We start from the raw sequence: 16,863 nt of genomic DNA on the forward strand, positions 1-16,863 counted from the left end.
TAATCCCGCTTTTCGTTTCAAGCTTTTTTCAAAATCCCATTTTTCTATAAGTTTATAAAGCTTCCGTTGGTCGCTCTATAAACTCAAGAAAAATAAGGTCTTTCTTCAAAAAGGCTTTCCACTTCAATCGGGGCTAGGCGCCTGTTTTCATAAGATTTATTTTTTTGTCATTTTTGATAAGGCAATTTTGTCATTTCGACGGAGGAGAAATCACACTCGTTGGTCGACAAAGATTTGCGCTTTTCTTTACGGAGTTTCTAGTGTGATTTCTCCTTCGTCGAAATGACAAACTTTAATGATGTACTTTGTCAAAATTCCGAGAAACGTTTATCTGTCAAATACTGATTATCTGTCAGTGTTTTTAGAAAAGCGATTATTTGTGTTTTTTCTGTAGCAGAAAGCGCAATTCCAAATTTTCCATTCTGTTTTAAAATTGGATCTAAAGTTGGAGAATCTTCAATTCCGCTTGCGTAATGATCTAGAACACCTTCCAGAGTTCCAAATCTTCCATCGTGCATATAGGGAGCAGAAACTTCTACATTTCGTAAACTCGGCACTTTAAATTTGTAATAATCACTCTTCAGTTCTGTTACTCTATAACGTCCAATATCATTAACGGCTGGATTTACTGCTAAACCATTATTTCGGAACGAATTATCAGTCTGTAAATCTGTTGCATGACATGAGGCACATTTTGATTTGAACAAATCGTAACCTGCCAATTCATCAGAAGTCAAAGTTCCGCCGGTTTCATTTCGTCTGTATTTATCAAATTTTGAATTTGATGAAACCACCATAACCATAAATTGAGAAAGGGCTTTCAGCATATTTTCGGTTGTAATGGCACCATCATCAAAAGCCTGCCCAAATAGTTTTTGATATTCCTTATCGGCTTTCATCATTTTTAGAATCGCATTTAAATCACCATTCATTTCGATCACACTTTTAAGCGGAATCAGCGGCTGTAAGTCTAAATGGTCGGCAGCACCGTCGTACATAAAAGCAGTTTGAAACCCTAGGTTTTGAATGGATGGTGTATTTCGTGTTCCCTGAGCATTGTCTACACCATGACTTACAGTATGTCCGTGATGCGTAAAGGCATTTGCTTGAATATGACAGAAACCGCAGGAAACTACTCCGTCAGATGCTAAACGTCCATCGTAGAATAATTTTTTTCCTAGTTCGAATCCTTTTACTGTTGGCGGATTTAAGGCAATATTATAAGCAAGATCTGGAAAGTTTGACGGAACTTTAAATTCCAGCGGTACATTTATATATTCGTCATCTTGATCTGAGCAGCTCCATAATAATGGAATGATCAGCCAAAGAAAATATTTTATTTTCAACATGTTTTTTTGGGTTTTAAGAAGCACAAAAGGTGTTTTTTAGCCCTGACAGCAGTGATATCCTTTTACGGCGGTGTTCGCCGTGAAAGATTTAACGGATGGCAGGACGAGTGGTCTGTTAAACCATAACTTTTGTGCTCCTGAAAATAAGTTTAGTCGTTATGTACGTGATCTACTCTAAACATTGCAGAGATGTTTTGAGTAATTAATGGCAAATTAGCACCGCCCATAATCATCGCACCCATTCCGCCCATGTTGTTGTCAGAAAGTTTGATTTTGTTTTTTCCGTCGATAATTTTCGAAAGATCTGTGATAATGTGTACAGCAGGAGTAATGTTTGTACGAACTAAAGCTTTTGTTGGAAGATCTAGCGTTACTTCGGTATAATTGTAATCAGTTCCCGTTTTTCCAGTGTGAATCATAAATGGAGTAGCAGTTGTAACAGTCGACGAAGTAAAAGTACCTTCAAGAGCTAGAAATTTATATCCGGCAGCCCATGACCACATCATTCCGGCGGCATCGGCTTGCGCTAAGAAATCACCTTGTCCTGCAGCGCCTAATTTCCATTGCTCTTCGTCAACTCCAATTCCGAATTTTACTTTTGTGTAGTCTCCAGCAGGAATATCAGCAAGTTGAAATTGCTGTCCAGCTGCAGTAGATTCATCTGCAATAAAGTAGCTTTTGCTTTTTGGGTATGTAAAAGTGGTTCCGTCTGCTTTTGTAAAAACAACATTGCTGACAATATATTTTACAAGACTAATTTTTAATACTTCATTGTTAGAAGTTGTGTTTCCTTGTGTGCTTAAAATTAAATCGTTTGCTCCGTAAGCATTGTCAAATTTTAAAGTGATTTTTCCGTTTCCTGTAATCGTTTCGTTGTTATCATCGCTTGAACAAGAAAATAAAGATATAGATAGTGTTACAATAGCTAAAGCTCTGTATAAAGTATTTTTCATTTTTATGAGTTTTATATAATTTAAATTTGAGATGTGCGTAAGCACGTTTCATTGCTTTTGGGCAATAAAAATGATTTCAATTGTAAAATTGAAAATAGATTTAAAAAATTATATAAAATAGGATGGAGGGCGAAACGAAGTGTTCGAAACCGAAACAGGTTTTTGGTCTAAAACAGAAAAGTTTTGTGTTTTAGTTTTAATAGGCACTATTAAGCTGTAAGGTGCTGTAATTGTATTTTGAATATAAACAATCTCTGATTTTTCTTTAAGATTGTTCTCCATTTTTTTCTCGTTATCGGCGTATTTTTTCAAGCTTTTTTGAAGCTCGCATCGACCGTTACAGGTATTGAAAACTTGTTTACGCTGTACACAAATGGTTTTTATAATTTCCTCCTGATTCAGTTTGAAATTAGTGTAAACAAAGAAATTGCCAAAAGATGGCAGTAAAAGTATACCGGAAAGTAATATGATGAAGATATTCTTCAAGACTTGATTTCGTTGTTTCGAATGCAAAAGTACATTTAATTCGTTTTGGAAAGAACTTATTTTAATTTTTTTCAAAAAAAAAATCTTCAAGAGGTTTAAGCAATTGAAGATTCTTTTAAATGATAAAGCCGACAAGTTTTTGAAAACGTGTCGGCTTTAATATGTAATTTGAAATAAAAATTATTCTTTAACAATAACCCAAGCTCCTGAAGCTAAAAGAGTTTCTGCTTTTTTATATTTCATTGTTTCTGTTTTACCAGTTGCAACTTCTTGAATAGTTACATTGTCATTACGATTGATTTTTGGCATCTCTCTAACAATGGTTTCTGTAACTTGACGTTGCTGTGTTTCTCCAGCTTCACGATTCATTTCTTCGCTGTTTACAATTTCGTCTTTGCTTAATTGTAAATTTTCTTTCTGGCGAACTTCTCTTGCTTCGTGAATTTCAGGAACGTTTTGCGCAGGTAAATCTCCTTTAAATAAGAATGAAATAACTTCTTTATTAACGTTGTCCAACATTCCTCTAAACAAATTGAAAGCTTCTAATTTGTAAATAAGCAATGGATCTTTTTGTTCGTGAACAGCCAATTGAACAGATTGTTTCAATTCGTCCATTTTACGTAAATGTTTTTTCCAAGCTTCATCAACAATCGAAAGTGTGATGTTTTTCTCAAAATCAGCAATTAACTGAGCTCCTTCGCTTTCGTATGCTTTCTTTAAGTCTGTAACAACATTAAGCGTTTTGATTCCGTCAGTAAATGGAACTACGATTCTTTCAAAATGGTTGTTTGGCTCTTCGTAAACTCCTTTAATAATTGGGAAAGCTTCTCTTGCGCTTCTTTCTGTTTTTTCAGTGTAGAAAGCAAGTGCTTCTTTGTATACTTTTCCAGTAATTTCAATATCTGATAATTTTGTAAAATCAGCTTCAGAGATTGGAGAAGTAATTCCGAAGTAACGAATTAAATCAAAATCGAAATTTTTGAAATCGTTTGTTACTTTATTATTGCTTACGATTAGTTCGCACGTATCGTAAAGCATATTTGCGATATCTAGTTTTAAACGCTCACCAAACAAAGCATGACGACGACGTTTGTAAACTACTTCACGTTGTGAGTTCATTACGTCATCATATTCTAATAAACGTTTACGAACGCCAAAGTTGTTTTCTTCTACTTTTTTCTGAGCGCGCTCAATAGATTTAGTCATCATCGAATGTTGAATAACTTCACCTTCTTGAAGTCCCATTCTATCCATAACTTTAGCTACTCTTTCAGAACCAAATAAACGCATTAAGTTGTCTTCTAGAGAAACATAAAATTGAGAACTTCCTGGATCTCCTTGACGACCAGCACGACCACGTAACTGTCTGTCTACACGACGAGAATCATGACGTTCTGTACCAACGATTGCTAAACCTCCTGCAGCTTTTACTTCTGGAGATAATTTAATATCGGTACCACGACCAGCCATGTTTGTAGCAATAGTTACAACGCCGGCTTTACCAGCTTCTTCAACGATTTGTGCTTCTTGCTTGTGCATTTTAGCATTTAATACGTTGTGTGTAACACCTCTCATTTTTAACATTCGGCTTAACAATTCAGAGATCTCTACAGAAGTTGTTCCAATCAAAACTGGTCTTCCAGCGTTTGATAATTCGGTAACGTCTTCGATAACAGCGTTGAATTTCTCTCTTGTTGTTTTGTAGATATAATCTTCTTTGTCTATTCTGGCAATCGGACGGTTGGTTGGAATTTCAACAACATCCAATTTGTAAATCTGCCATAACTCTCCAGCTTCAGTAACCGCTGTACCTGTCATACCACCCAATTTGCTGTACATTCTGAAATAATTCTGTAATGTAACGGTTGCAAAAGTTTGAGTTGCCGCTTCAATTTTTACATTTTCTTTAGCTTCAATCGCTTGGTGTAATCCGTCAGAATAACGACGACCATCCATAATACGACCTGTTTGCTCATCGACAATCATAATTTTGTTGTCCATGATCACATATTCTACATCTTTTTCGAATAAAGCATATGCTTTTAAAAGTTGTGTAAGAGTATGGATACGCTCGCTTTTTATTCCAAAATCTTGGAATAATCTTTCTTTAGCTTCCGCTTCAGCGTCTTTATCTAATTTTTGTTTTTCGATAGCAGCGATTTCTGTACCAATGTCTGGTAAAACGAAGAAATCTGCATCAGTATCCCCAGAAAGGTATTTAATACCATTATCTGTCAATTCTACTTGATTATTTTTTTCTTCAATCACAAAGTATAAAGCTTCATCCACTTTATGCATTTCGCGATTGTTATCCTGCATATATTGATTTTCGGTTTTTTGAAGCAATTGTTTGATTCCTTCTTCACTCAAAAATTTAATTAATGCTTTATTTTTAGGTAAACTTCTGTAAGCTCTTAATAATAAGAATCCGCCTTCTTTAGTATTTCCTTCTTTGATTAATTTTTTAGCTTCTGCCAAGAAACCGTTTGCTAATTGACGTTGTTGCGCAACTAGATTTTCGATTTTTGGTTTCAGCTCGTTAAATTCATGACGATCTCCCTGAGGAACTGGTCCTGAAATAATAAGCGGTGTTCTTGCATCATCAATTAATACAGAATCGACCTCGTCGACAATAGCATAATTGTGTTTTCTTTGAACTAAATCGCTAGGCGAGTGCGCCATGTTATCTCTTAAGTAGTCAAAACCAAATTCATTATTAGTTCCGTAAGTGATATCGGCGTCGTATGCTTTTTTTCTTTGCTCAGTACTTGGCTGGTGATTATCGATACAATCAACAGTTAAACCGTGAAATTCGAATAAAGGCGCTTTCCATGTGCTGTCACGTTTTGCTAAGTAGTCATTCACAGTTACCAAGTGAACTCCGTTTCCTGTCAAAGCATTTAAGTATAAAGGAAGTGTCGCTACCAAAGTTTTACCTTCACCAGTCTGCATTTCGGCAACTTTACCTTCGTGCAGAACCATTCCTCCAATTAACTGAACATCATAATGAATCATGTCCCAAGTAATTTCTTTACCTGCAGCATTCCATTTGTTAGCCCAAGTAGCTTTATCACCTTCAATAGTAACATATGTTTTTGAAGCTGAGAATTCTCTGTCTTTTGGAGTGGCAGTAACTTCAATAAATGAATTGTCTTTAAAACGACGTGCTGTTTCCTTAACTACAGAAAATGCTTCTGGAAGAATTTCTAATAAAGTTTTTTCAGAAATTTCATAAGCTTCTTTTTCAAGACTGTCTATTGCATCATAAAGATCTTCTCTTTTGTCGATGTCTTCGATGTTTTCAACTTCAGCTTTAAGCGAAGCAATTTTAGCATCTTTATCTGCTCTGGCTTCTTTAATTCTATCTTTAAAATATACAGTTCTAGCTCTTAGGTCATCGTGAGATAAAGCCATTAAGCTGGTTTCGAATGTTTTAATTTTGTTTAAATAAGGTTGTAAAGCTTTGACATCTTTTTGAGATTTATCACCTACAAAGACCTTGATGATGCTGTTTATGAAACTCATAATTTATTAGTATTTCTTTATTATATGTTGTGTATTTGAACCAAAAAAAAAGCCTCGATGATGAGACTTTTTCCTTTGGTTTATTTTTTAATATTCATCCTCATTCCAAAGATAATCTTCGTCTGTTGGATAATCAGGCCAAATTTCTTCCATTGATTCATATATCTCGCCTTCATCTTCAATTGATTGAAGGTTCTCTACTACTTCTAATGGAGCACCAGCTCTAATAGCGTAGTCAATAAGTTCGTCTTTGTTAGCAGGCCATGGCGCATCACTTAAATAAGATGCTAATTCTAATGTCCAATACATCTGTTATCTGTTTAGTTTGTGCAAAAATAAATTTTTTACTGAAAAAGACAAGTAAATTTTGATTTATTTTAATAAAATTTAAGAACGTCTTCTAAATTGCAGATTTTAGATTGTTGATTTTAGATTGATACATTGAAAAAAATCTAAAAACGAAGTTCTAAAATCTAAAATTTTACTTGCGAGGAATCCATTTCACTTCCTCCGCTTTTAAGTCTGAGGACAACTTTCGTGCCAAGACAAAAAGGTAGTCAGAAAGTCGGTTTAAGTACTTGATTGCTACTTCAGGAACGTGTTCATTATGGCTTAAATGCACTGCCAAACGTTCTGCTCGGCGGCAAATGCAGCGTGCTATATGACAATGTGACACGGTGGGATGACCGCCCGGTAAAACAAAATGAGTCATTGGCGGTAAACTTTCCTCCATTTTGTCGATTTCGTTTTCAAGTAATTCAATATCAGAATCAATAATGCCTAAGTTTTTCAAACGAAGTTCGCCGTTTTTTAAAACCTCTTTTTCTTGTGGAGTTGCTAATATTGCTCCAACAGTAAATAAGCGATCTTGAATTTCTATTAGAATTGTTTTATAATGAGAATCCATTTCTTGATCGCGAATTAACCCGATGTAAGAATTTAATTCGTCAACAGTTCCGTAACTGTCAATCCTGATATGATCTTTAGGAACTCGCGTGCCTCCAAAAAGAGCCGTAGTTCCTTTGTCGCCTGTTTTTGTATATACTTTCATTTTTTTTTAAGATGCTAAGGTTCTGAGGTGCTAAGATGCTAAGAAAGTTTCTAAGGTTCTAAGATACTAAGATTCTAAGTTTTTTCTCTTTGTGTTAATCTGGTTTTTTAAGATTCTAAGGCTTTTCTTTTCCGATTAAACATTTAACCAAATAAGCGGTTAAACTATTTCGTGGTATCACTTTCAATTAATCCGTCTCTTAAACGAATAACGCGATGCGCATAAGCTGCAATATCCTCTTCGTGTGTTACTAAAATTACTGTATTTCCTTGTGCGTGGATATCGCCAAAAAGCTTCATAATTTCTACTGAAGTTTTACTGTCTAAGTTTCCTGTTGGTTCATCGGCCAAAATAATAGAAGGTTTGTTAACTAAAGCGCGGGCAATAGCAACACGCTGACGTTGTCCTCCAGAAAGCTGATTAGGCTGATGATCCATTCTGTCTGCTAGATTTACTTGTGTTAGTACTTCGACTGCTCTTGCATTACGTTCTGATTTTGAATGTCCGGCATAAATCATTGGCAATGCAACATTGTCTAGGGCAGTTGTTCTTGGCAAAAGATTAAAGGTTTGGAATACGAAACCAATTTCTTTGTTTCTAATTCCTGCCAATTCATCGTCTTTCATCTGGCTGACATCTTTTCCGTTTAAAATGTATCGCCCAGAAGTTGGCGTATCTAAACAACCTAATAAATTCATTAAAGTTGATTTTCCAGATCCCGAAGGCCCCATTAATGCAACATATTCTCCTTTGTTGATTTCTAAATTAATTCCTTTTAAAACATATACAATTTCATTGCCTAGAATAAAATTTCGTTTTATGTCGGTTATTTTAATTAATGGATTTGCCATTTCGTTTTACAATTTTTGGATTTAAAAGTACAAAACACTTTTCAATAAACGATAAGTAGTTTTAAATTGAATTATGTTACAAAATGAAGTTTTTTATATTGATTTCCGTTTTTGTGCGTGTTTGTATAATGTAAAATTAGAATTGAAAATGTTGTTATGTTATTTTGAGTTGTTTTTATGTAATTGTCATGTTTTTTGAATTTTATTGAATTATGTTGTTTTTAATCCTGTAAAAGTGATAATTATGTAATAAAATACTTAGGGTTATAACTATATTTGTTATATAATCTTAAATAATCAGAATTATGAAAAATATACAATTAGTGTCAGGAATTGCATTTATTGCATTAATTTTTACTTCGTGTAAAGATGAGAAACAAGAAAAGGCTCAAAAAACAATAGATTCTTATGTAGCTTATGTCGATTCAGTTAAAAATGTAACCGCTGATGATTTGAAAGAAAATTGGAAAGGTGTAGAAACTGAATATGATAAAAGAGCAGAAGAAGCACAATTGGCTTTGGCAGATATTAAAGACAATACTGCGGCAACGGAGAAAATAAACACGAGTAAAGTTAAATATGAAGAGTTTAGAAATGAGATGGCTGTCCTTTTTGCCCCAAGTCCAAGCCCAAAACAACAATTACGAAATGCCTTATTTGGTGAAGGCAAGATTGGTGATGATATGAATTTTGATTGGGTAAATGCTAAAAACATTCATAGTGTTTACCAGCAATTTGTTCATACGGTTGAGAATAATAAAGATAAGTATTCAAGAGAAGACTGGGATGAAGTTAAACTTATGTATGAGGCACTTGACAGCCGTAAAAATACAGTTGAAAAAGAAGGTCTTACTGCCGAAGATAACAGAAAAATTGCCGGTTTGAAACTTAAGTTTGCGCCAATGTATACGGTAAATAGAATGGGAGCGAAGTCTGAAGAAACTGCAGCTGCTAAAAAATAAGCATCAAATTTTTGTTGAAATAAAAAAGACGATCATCACTGATCGTCTTTTTTTTATGCTCTAATTATAAAATGCTCCTTCTCTTGTTCGTATCTAAAAAATACAAGTCCCCATTGAAAGGTATCGATAGTAACTTTTACTTTTGGGTGATTTTTTATGATTTCCCAAGTTTCTTCCATTTCTGGAGACCAATGAATATCATCAAAAATCCAAACCGAATCGTTGTTGATTGTTAATAGTAAAAGTTCAAAATAAGCCAAAGTTGCTTTTTTAGAATGATTACCGTCAAAGTAAATTAGATCATATGTTTTAGAATTTAGATTTTCAGAAACTAAAAATGATTCAAATTCTGCAATTATGTTTTCAACATTTTTGCAATCAAATTTGTCTAATTGATTTTTGGCAATGTCTCCAGTTTGTGCACATCCTTCAATAGTAACAACTTTTGCGTTTGTGTTTCCTAGAGCTAGGGCAGAAGTTGCTAAACCTAATGAAGTTCCTATTTCAAGAATGTTATTTGGCTTGAAATAATTGGTTACTCTAAGTAATAATTCAGCACGTTTTGGAGAAATTCCAGCCGTCGATGCAATTTTAGAAATTTGTCTCTTATCAGATTTAAGTACTTTTGAACCTTCACCAAAATCAGTTACTTCGATGAAATTTTTGTTTTCAAGAAGTGACTTTCTGTATTTTTTTAGAATTTTATATTCTGGTTTAGGCTTCTTGTCATAGAAACATTTTGTCAGCAGACTAAAAACGAAAGGCGAGTGAACACCATGTTCGTTTTTAGAATTCCAAAGAAATTTTAGATAAGATTGTATTTGAAAAAGCATTCTTATAATATTTCGTTTTCAGGCGAATTAATTTACGGTAATCAGTTTAATTTCAAATATTAAAACAGAACCTCCTGGAATGCCTGAAACAGAATAACTGCCGTATCCTAAATGTGCTGGAACAAATAAAATGCCACTTCCGCCTTCTTTAAAAAAGGGTAATCCTTGCTGCCATCCTAAAATTAATTTGCTTAATGGGAAAGTTGCGCCCGAAGCATTTTGATCAAAAACTTTTCCATTGGTAAGAGAGCCTTTGTAGGTAACAGTAATAGATGATTGTGTAATGGGTTGTTTACCGGTTCCTTCTTCTGTAATGATATAATGTAAACCAGTGTCTGTTTTTTTTGCTGTTAAATTGTTTTTAACTAGATAATCTGTGATTTCTTTTTCGTTTTCAACGCTGTAATCTATTTTTTCAGGAATTTTTTCTGATCCAGAATCACTTGAGCAAGAGATAAAAAAGGTAAGAATTGAAAAAGCAAATAATAATTTTTTCATATGAAATTTGTTTTTAAAGATCGTAAATATATAAAATTAGTCTTTACTCTATGTTTTAGTCGAAAAAATGATTTTTTTGAAAACGAAAATCTATAACTGAAATATTAACTTTCAAGTTTAGCCGAAAGTTCAAACCAGCGTTCTTCTTTTTTATCTATTTTATTTATGATATTTTGCAGTTCGTTTGCTTTTTTCTCAATATCGGCATCGGCAACTTTTCCGTCAGAGAATAGTTGTTCGATTTTAGTTTTTTCGATTTCTAAATCTTTGATTTCTCTTTCGATTTTTTGATATTCTTTTTGCTCGTTGAAACTTAAATTTCCAGTAGGATTGTTTTGTTTCCAGTCTTTCTTTTCGGCTTTGTTTTCTTCTTTTTGAGCCACATCAGCACTGTCTTCATAAGCACGGAAATCAGAATAGTTTCCAGGGAAATTCTCAATTTCTCCATTTCCTCTAAAAACAAATAAGTGATCGACAATTTTATCCATGAAATAACGATCGTGAGAAACTACTAATAAACATCCTGGGTAGTCTAAAAGGAAACTTTCCAAAACGTTTAGCGTTACAATATCTAAATCGTTTGTTGGCTCATCTAGAATCAAAAAGTTTGGATTCTGAATTAAAACAGTACATAAATACAAACGTTTTAATTCTCCTCCGCTTAATTTTTCGACATAATCGTATTGTTTTTTGGCATCAAAAAGAAAACGCTCTAACAATTGCGAAGCTGAAATGATTTTTCCTTTTGCAAGCGGAATATATTCTCCGTACTCCTTTATAATATCAATTACACGCTGACCCGGTTTTGGATTAATTCCAGACTGTGTATAATATCCAATTTTAATAGTGTCGCCTTTTACAACCCTGCCGCTGTCTGGTGGAATTGTTCCTGTAAGAAGATTTAAAAAGGTAGACTTTCCTGTTCCGTTTTTACCAATAATTCCAATTCTCTCGCCGCGCTGAAAATCAAAACTGAAGTTGTCCAGAATAACACGGTCTTTGAATTTTTTAGAAAGTTTATGAAGCTCAATAATTTTGCTTCCCATTCTTTCCATATTAATTTCAAGTTCGACTTTGTTTTCTTTACGTCGGCTTTGTGCCTTTTCTTTAATTACATAAAAATCGTCCTGGCGTGATTTAGATTTGGTTGTTCTCGCTTTTGGCTGGCGGCGCATCCATTCTAATTCTTTTACAAAAAGATTTTTTGCTTTATCAATACTAGAATTTTCAGAAGTAATTCGTTCTTCTTTTTTCTCTAAATAATAAGAGTAATTTCCTTTGTACTGATATAATTTCCCGTTGTCTAATTCGATAATTTCATTGCAGACACGTTCCAAAAAGAAACGGTCGTGCGTTACCATAAACAAGGTGATATTTTCTTTGGCAAAATAACTTTCAAGCCATTCGATCATTTCAAGATCCAAATGGTTGGTTGGCTCATCTAGAATCAATAAATCAGGGCGATTGATTAATATGATTGCCAATGAAAGACGTTTTTTTTGTCCTCCAGAAAGATTTTTTACTTTAAGTTTAAAATCTTCAAGTTTTAACTTGAATAAAATTTGTTTGTACTGCGTTTCAAAATCCCATGCATTATGCTGATCCATTCCGTCAAAAGCTTTTTGATACGCTTCTTCGTCATTTGGGTTTTCTAGTGCTTTTTCGTATGCTTCAATTATTTTAAGTGTTTCATTGTCTGAAGCGAAAATACTTTCTTCAATCGTAAGTTCATCCTGCAAATTATTGTCTTGCGACAGAAAAGCCATTCTGATTCCTTTTCTTAAAACAACTTGTCCAGTATCTGGTTCGTCTAAACCATTAATGATACTCATAATAGTTGTTTTTCCAGAACCATTTTTGGCAATAAAAGCAATTTTTTGATCTTTGTTGATTCCAAAAGAAATGTTGTCAAAAAGGACTCTTTCGCCAAATGACTTTGATATATTTTCTACAGATAAGTAATTCACTTTTGTAATTATAAGTTATAAAATATGAGTTATGAATATTTTGAAAAACATAACTTTCTGCAAAAGTAAACTATTATCTTGCATTTGCGAATTATTTATGGAGATACGACCCTAGAAGAGAACTCAAATCAAAATAATGTATCTGCTGCGGATTATTTAAGACGGGTTTACGAACCAAAGATTCATTGGTAATAAAATAATGAAGTCCGTCTTTTGTGGTAATTCCTTCAATTTGATGAAATGGGAGTTTTAGATTTATTCGACGCTTATTTCCTGATAAAAAGGATTGATTTTTAAAATCATATAATAAATAGAGAAAAGGCTTTCCGAGTTTTGAGTAACCGCACAAAACAATTGCTTTTTTGTTTTCAAGAAAAACGGCACCCGTAACTAAACCTTTTGTGTCAATCGTATTTTTAAATTGTGCAATATGATTTCCAGCGTGATTTGGTAAAACGTAAATGTTGGTTTTAGATGATTTCCATTGTTTAGTAAACAAATAAATACTGTCCTTTGAAACTATAAATGCTTCGCAGTCAAATTTGGTTGTGTTTGGCTTCTTTGCAGAAAAATCAGTTTGATCAGAATACTTAAATGAAATTGTTTCAATAATTGGATTCTCATTCAAAAATGATGTTTTATTTACTTTTAGAATGTTTAAGTCTGTTCGATTTCCCTTTGCATTGTTTCCGAAATCTCCAATATAGATATGTGTGCTGTCTTGTGATATTTCTTCCCAATCATTATTCACAGCGTGCTCAAGAATAATTTTTCGTCTAATTTTTCCAATAGAATCTAATCCGTAAATAGTTTTATCATGATCGTCATTGTGTGTCCATATTAAGTTGTCAAATGCAATTAATCCTGAAGTTTCTTTAACAGAGTCGCTTAGTTTGATTGAATATTCAGGTTTTATTTTTATGTTTTTATAAAGACAGTTTCCGTCATTTTGAGTTGCTTTTGGATTGTAGTTTTTAGAAAGAGGATCTGTACAGCTAGAAACCTGCGAATAAGCTGAAGTGAAAATTATAAGGAAAAAGAAAACTACTTTTTTCATTTACAAATAGGCATTAACAAAAACAAAAGTACGGTATTAAGAGATTAACATGAAAAAGGCTTTTTTGTTGTATTTTGATTTTTGCAGTTCATTTTAGATGCTGTTTTAGGATAGACTTTTTTTTGAAATATTTATGAGAAATAAAAACGAGATCTCGTCTATTATTTTAAATTTGTTATTGCCAAAAACAAAGTAATTTATGAAAATTAAAGAAAATTTGTACAATCAAAGGATTATATCGATAGATGCTTTACGTGGAATTACCATTTTTGTAATGATATTTGTAAATGAATTGGCAAGTATAAAAGAAGTCCCGCAATGGCTTAGACATATGCCTGCAGATGCAGATGCGATGACTTTTGTTGATGTAGTTTTTCCTGCTTTTTTGTTTATTGTAGGTATGTCAATTCCGTTTGCTTTCAATGCCAGATTACTAAAAGGAGACAGTCCTAAAGTAATTTGGATTCATACCTTAAAAAGAGCTTTAGCTCTAATCATTATTGGCGTTTTTATGGTTAATGCCGAATATGGTTTTGATGCTTCAAAAATGATTATTTCTCCAGTTCTTTGGGCACTTTTAGCCTATGCAATGCCAATTCCTATTTGGAATAAATATCCTAAAGATTTCCCGGTTTGGTTAAAAAACAGTCTTCACTACGGCGGAATTTTCGTTTTGGTTATTCTTTATTTTTTATATGTACGAGATACCGGTGAAATTGGAATAACACCTAAATGGTGGGGTATTCTAGGATTAATTGGATGGGCGTATCTATTTTCTGTAATTTATTATTGGTTTGTTTCAGGACGATTGTGGGCGATGATCGCATTTTTGTTTGTTTGTGTAATTGCAAATTCAATAAACCTAAGTGCCGATGTTCCACTTTCAAATCTGCCTTGGTTTAAATTTATTGCCGGACATTTAACGCACGCTGCTTTAGTGAGTGCAGGAGTAATAATTTCTTTGTTGTTTTTTGACAGGAAAATGCAGCAAAAAATAAACTGGCCTGTAATTGGTTTTGCCGTTTTGTTTTTTGCAATTGGGTACTTTTTGCGTCCTTATTTTGGAATTTCAAAAATAAAAGGAACACCTTCTTGGACTATGTTTTCTGCTGGGATTTGTACGGTGTTGTTTTACTTTTTGTATTGGTTAATGGAAGTTAAGAAACAAACAAAATGGAGTGCGTTTTTTATGCCGGCGGCAGCAAATCCTTTATTAATTTATATTCTGCCCGGAGTAATTTATTATTTCTGCAAAGCTTTAGGATTTCATATTATTCCAGGTTACTTTAGAGTAGGAGTTCCAGGAATAATTTGGTCACTTGTGTTTTCTACAATTATGCTTTTTGTTATGAAAGTATGTAATAAGTATAAAATACAGCTTCATTTATAATAAGGTAAACAAAAGATTCTATTTGTAATAAAACGGTTAGTGAATACGAACAGATTTTATTTCTAAAATGGCGTTTGATGTTGGATTGTAGTTTACAAAATTGAATTTGCAAAGGTTATGAATGTTTAAAATCTTTCCATCTGCAAGACCATCTTGCTTGAACTCTGTCCACGGAATTTTTATTGTTGTAAAATCTTTGGCAGATATCGGAAGATCAACTCTTGGGTGTGAGCCGCCGTGCACGCATCCAGTACCTTCTTTATTTCCTTCGCGAGCCTGCAGTTTTATTAATTCATTTGATTTATAGGTAATACTCACATATTTTGAGTTTTTAGATAGATTTGTGGGAACGCCGTCATTCGAATCAGCTTCAGTAATCATAACATTCAGCTCGATTGCACCTGCTGGATTTTCTTTTGCGGTAATTTTAATTAAACCCTTTTCTTTTCTCATTTTATTAATGGTTTCCTGTGTCTCTTTCGTTGGGCCTGCAATATACCATGTCGAAGTTTTTACAAGATCTAAGTTTGAGCTAGAAGAAACGGTTAATGGAGAAAAACCATACATGAACAGCAAGACTAAAGGAAAAAGAAAATAGTTCAGAACAATCGATGGTTTGTTTTTCATAAAATATATAGGTTTCATCTTCAAAAATATAATTTTCTTTTTTATTATTTTGAAAGAGATACCTATTCTAAATAAAATTTTAAATTTGTAAGAAGTTGTTTCCGAAAACTTTACGAAATGAAAAAAGCAAAATCAATACTTGTTTTATTTTTCTTTTTTGGGATGTCATTTTGTTACGCACAAAATGATTCCATTTCGAATAATCAAAAAGACATTTTAGATGTATTGTATAAGCTTTTCCATAAAAATGATTCTGTTCGAATAAAACCAGAAAAAAAAGTAGCTTTTTCTTTGCTTCCAGTTCCTATAGATGCAAATAAAAGTGCCGGATTAGTAGTGTCATTTTTAACCACATTTTATTTAGGAGACAGCAAAACAACAAAAATGTCTCAAATTACTTTTTCCCCTTATTTTAGTTTTACCAAACAATATGTTTTTCCAGTGCAGTCTTATATTTACACGGCTGATAATAAATGGAATTTTATTGGAGATTATAGGTATATGATTTATCCGCAGGATACTTATGGATTGGGAAGGCATAATACCGAAGATAAAATGTCGACTTTGGATTATCAGCAATGGAGATTTTATCAATTTACAACCCGAAAAGTTATTGGTAATTTCAGAATGGGATTGGGCGTATTATTTGATAATTATCAAAATATTTCTGAGGATTCCTATATAGATGAAGAAACAGATTATTCTAAATATATGAACGGCGATTTTACAGATGAAACTTCGTTAGGATTTGCTGTTCAAGGGTTGTATGATTCCAGAGAAAACATTGTGAATCCAGAACAAGGTTTATATGTCGAGGCAGATTATAGAATAAATACAAGCGGAGTCGATGGTAAAAAATGGAATTCTATTTATTTTGATGCCAGAAAATATCATTCGTTTAATAAACACAAACATCGAGTTCTAGCATATAGAGCCTTTTATTGGTCAACTTTTGGAGGAAAACCGCATTATCTCGATCTGCCAAGTATTGGTTGGGATCGAGACGGAAAAACAGGTCGCGGTTTTACGAGAAATAGATTTAGAAGTAATGCACTTATCTATTTTGAAACCGAATATCGTACTGATATTTCAAAAAATGGTTTTTGGGGCGCCGTATTTTTTACCAATATTTCCTCTGTTTCAAAATTAGACACCTATCAGTTTAGTAAATGGAATCCCGCTGTTGGAACAGGATTACGTATTAAATGGAATAAACAGAATAATAGTAATTTGGTACTGGATTTTGGAGTCAGCAAAAACGATTGGTCGCTGCGATTAGGTTTGACCGAAAATTTCTAACTTCCCCAAAAATCA

The 16,863-nt window shown here is 33.3% G+C and carries 15 protein-coding genes; 3 read left to right on the top strand and 12 right to left on the bottom strand.

Translation table 11 applies throughout. The features are described from left to right. Nucleotides 1-308 precede the first annotated feature (308 nt). The 7 genes from B0A75_RS03550 to B0A75_RS03580 form a co-directional block, all read right to left on the bottom strand. Nucleotides 309-1,349 carry a cytochrome-c peroxidase gene (locus B0A75_RS03550; protein ID WP_089052914.1) on the bottom strand — a complete coding sequence of 347 codons (1,041 nt, stop codon included), beginning with the start codon at nt 1,347-1,349 and terminating at the stop codon, nt 309-311. 149 nt (nt 1,350-1,498) lie between these two features. Then, a complete protein-coding gene (locus B0A75_RS03555) occupies nt 1,499-2,302 on the bottom strand; it encodes an MbnP family protein (protein ID WP_089052915.1) in 804 nt (267 codons plus the stop codon). A 108-nt stretch (nt 2,303-2,410) separates the two neighbouring features. Next, the gene (locus B0A75_RS03560; protein ID WP_244284339.1) at nt 2,411-2,863 is read right to left on the bottom strand and encodes a hypothetical protein; all 453 of its coding nucleotides are present in this window, start codon (nt 2,861-2,863) and stop codon (nt 2,411-2,413) included. 105 nt (nt 2,864-2,968) lie between these two features. Continuing rightward, nucleotides 2,969-6,313, bottom strand: a complete 3,345-nt coding sequence (gene secA, locus B0A75_RS03565) for a preprotein translocase subunit SecA (protein WP_089052916.1) — start codon at nt 6,311-6,313, stop codon at nt 2,969-2,971. Between the two features lie 87 nt (nt 6,314-6,400). Further along, the gene (locus B0A75_RS03570; RefSeq protein ID WP_007138072.1) at nt 6,401-6,622 is read right to left on the bottom strand and encodes a DUF2795 domain-containing protein; all 222 of its coding nucleotides are present in this window, start codon (nt 6,620-6,622) and stop codon (nt 6,401-6,403) included. A gap of 172 nt (nt 6,623-6,794) precedes the next feature. Then, nucleotides 6,795-7,364: a cob(I)yrinic acid a,c-diamide adenosyltransferase gene (locus B0A75_RS03575; protein ID WP_089052917.1), complete on the bottom strand. Its 570-nt coding sequence runs from the start codon at nt 7,362-7,364 to the stop codon at nt 6,795-6,797. 164 nt (nt 7,365-7,528) lie between these two features. Further along, nucleotides 7,529-8,215: an ABC transporter ATP-binding protein gene (locus B0A75_RS03580; protein ID WP_089052918.1), complete on the bottom strand. Its 687-nt coding sequence runs from the start codon at nt 8,213-8,215 to the stop codon at nt 7,529-7,531. Between the two features lie 305 nt (nt 8,216-8,520). Between B0A75_RS03580 and B0A75_RS03585 the strand changes: the two genes are divergently transcribed. Continuing rightward, nucleotides 8,521-9,177, top strand: coding sequence for a DUF6565 domain-containing protein (locus B0A75_RS03585; RefSeq protein WP_089052919.1), 657 nt, complete (start codon nt 8,521-8,523; stop codon nt 9,175-9,177). 53 nt (nt 9,178-9,230) lie between these two features. Here B0A75_RS03585 and B0A75_RS03590 read toward each other — a convergent pair whose 3' ends face one another. The 4 genes from B0A75_RS03590 to B0A75_RS03605 form a co-directional block, all read right to left on the bottom strand. Beyond that, entirely contained in the window at nt 9,231-10,010 is a 780-nt protein-coding gene (locus B0A75_RS03590; RefSeq protein WP_089052920.1) for an O-methyltransferase, read from the bottom strand. Between the two features lie 27 nt (nt 10,011-10,037). Beyond that, nucleotides 10,038-10,508 carry an FKBP-type peptidyl-prolyl cis-trans isomerase gene (locus B0A75_RS03595; RefSeq protein WP_089052921.1) on the bottom strand — a complete coding sequence of 157 codons (471 nt, stop codon included), beginning with the start codon at nt 10,506-10,508 and terminating at the stop codon, nt 10,038-10,040. 104 nt (nt 10,509-10,612) lie between these two features. Beyond that, nucleotides 10,613-12,475 carry an ABC-F family ATP-binding cassette domain-containing protein gene (locus B0A75_RS03600; protein ID WP_089052922.1) on the bottom strand — a complete coding sequence of 621 codons (1,863 nt, stop codon included), beginning with the start codon at nt 12,473-12,475 and terminating at the stop codon, nt 10,613-10,615. Between the two features lie 91 nt (nt 12,476-12,566). After that, nucleotides 12,567-13,532 carry a hypothetical protein gene (locus tag B0A75_RS03605; RefSeq protein ID WP_089052923.1) on the bottom strand — a complete coding sequence of 322 codons (966 nt, stop codon included), beginning with the start codon at nt 13,530-13,532 and terminating at the stop codon, nt 12,567-12,569. 199 nt (nt 13,533-13,731) lie between these two features. Here B0A75_RS03605 and B0A75_RS03610 point away from each other — a divergent pair, with 199 nt between their 5' ends. Further along, entirely contained in the window at nt 13,732-14,922 is a 1,191-nt protein-coding gene (locus tag B0A75_RS03610; protein WP_089052924.1) for a DUF5009 domain-containing protein, read from the top strand. Between the two features lie 36 nt (nt 14,923-14,958). Here B0A75_RS03610 and B0A75_RS03615 read toward each other — a convergent pair whose 3' ends face one another. Beyond that, a complete protein-coding gene (locus B0A75_RS03615; RefSeq protein WP_089052925.1) occupies nt 14,959-15,549 on the bottom strand; it encodes a hypothetical protein in 591 nt (196 codons plus the stop codon). Nucleotides 15,550-15,666: 117 nt separating this feature from the next. On the opposite strand from B0A75_RS03615, the gene B0A75_RS03620 reads away from it, so the two are divergent. Continuing rightward, nucleotides 15,667-16,848, top strand: a complete 1,182-nt coding sequence (locus B0A75_RS03620) for a BamA/TamA family outer membrane protein (RefSeq protein ID WP_244284340.1) — start codon at nt 15,667-15,669, stop codon at nt 16,846-16,848. Nucleotides 16,849-16,863: the final 15 nt, after the last annotated feature.

Origin of the sequence: Flavobacterium oncorhynchi (assembly GCF_002217355.1) — a bacterium.
GTDB lineage: Bacteria > Bacteroidota > Bacteroidia > Flavobacteriales > Flavobacteriaceae > Flavobacterium > Flavobacterium oncorhynchi.

Bases quoted from the DNA above. Each gene is read 5' to 3' on its own strand.
- B0A75_RS03550 (WP_089052914.1), bottom strand. From the start codon at position 1,349: ATGTTGAAAATAAAATATTTTCTTTGGCTGATCATTCCATTATTATGG.
- B0A75_RS03555 (WP_089052915.1), bottom strand. From the start codon at position 2,302: ATGAAAAATACTTTATACAGAGCTTTAGCTATTGTAACACTATCTATA.
- secA (WP_089052916.1), bottom strand. From the start codon at position 6,313: ATGAGTTTCATAAACAGCATCATCAAGGTCTTTGTAGGTGATAAATCT.
- B0A75_RS03570 (WP_007138072.1), bottom strand. From the start codon at position 6,622: ATGTATTGGACATTAGAATTAGCATCTTATTTAAGTGATGCGCCATGG.
- B0A75_RS03575 (WP_089052917.1), bottom strand. From the start codon at position 7,364: ATGAAAGTATATACAAAAACAGGCGACAAAGGAACTACGGCTCTTTTT.
- B0A75_RS03580 (WP_089052918.1), bottom strand. From the start codon at position 8,215: ATGGCAAATCCATTAATTAAAATAACCGACATAAAACGAAATTTTATT.
- B0A75_RS03585 (WP_089052919.1), top strand. From the start codon at position 8,521: ATGAAAAATATACAATTAGTGTCAGGAATTGCATTTATTGCATTAATT.
- B0A75_RS03590 (WP_089052920.1), bottom strand. From the start codon at position 10,010: ATGCTTTTTCAAATACAATCTTATCTAAAATTTCTTTGGAATTCTAAA.
- B0A75_RS03595 (WP_089052921.1), bottom strand. From the start codon at position 10,508: ATGAAAAAATTATTATTTGCTTTTTCAATTCTTACCTTTTTTATCTCT.
- B0A75_RS03605 (WP_089052923.1), bottom strand. From the start codon at position 13,532: ATGAAAAAAGTAGTTTTCTTTTTCCTTATAATTTTCACTTCAGCTTAT.
- B0A75_RS03610 (WP_089052924.1), top strand. From the start codon at position 13,732: ATGAAAATTAAAGAAAATTTGTACAATCAAAGGATTATATCGATAGAT.
- B0A75_RS03615 (WP_089052925.1), bottom strand. From the start codon at position 15,549: ATGAAAAACAAACCATCGATTGTTCTGAACTATTTTCTTTTTCCTTTA.
- B0A75_RS03620 (WP_244284340.1), top strand. From the start codon at position 15,667: ATGAAAAAAGCAAAATCAATACTTGTTTTATTTTTCTTTTTTGGGATG.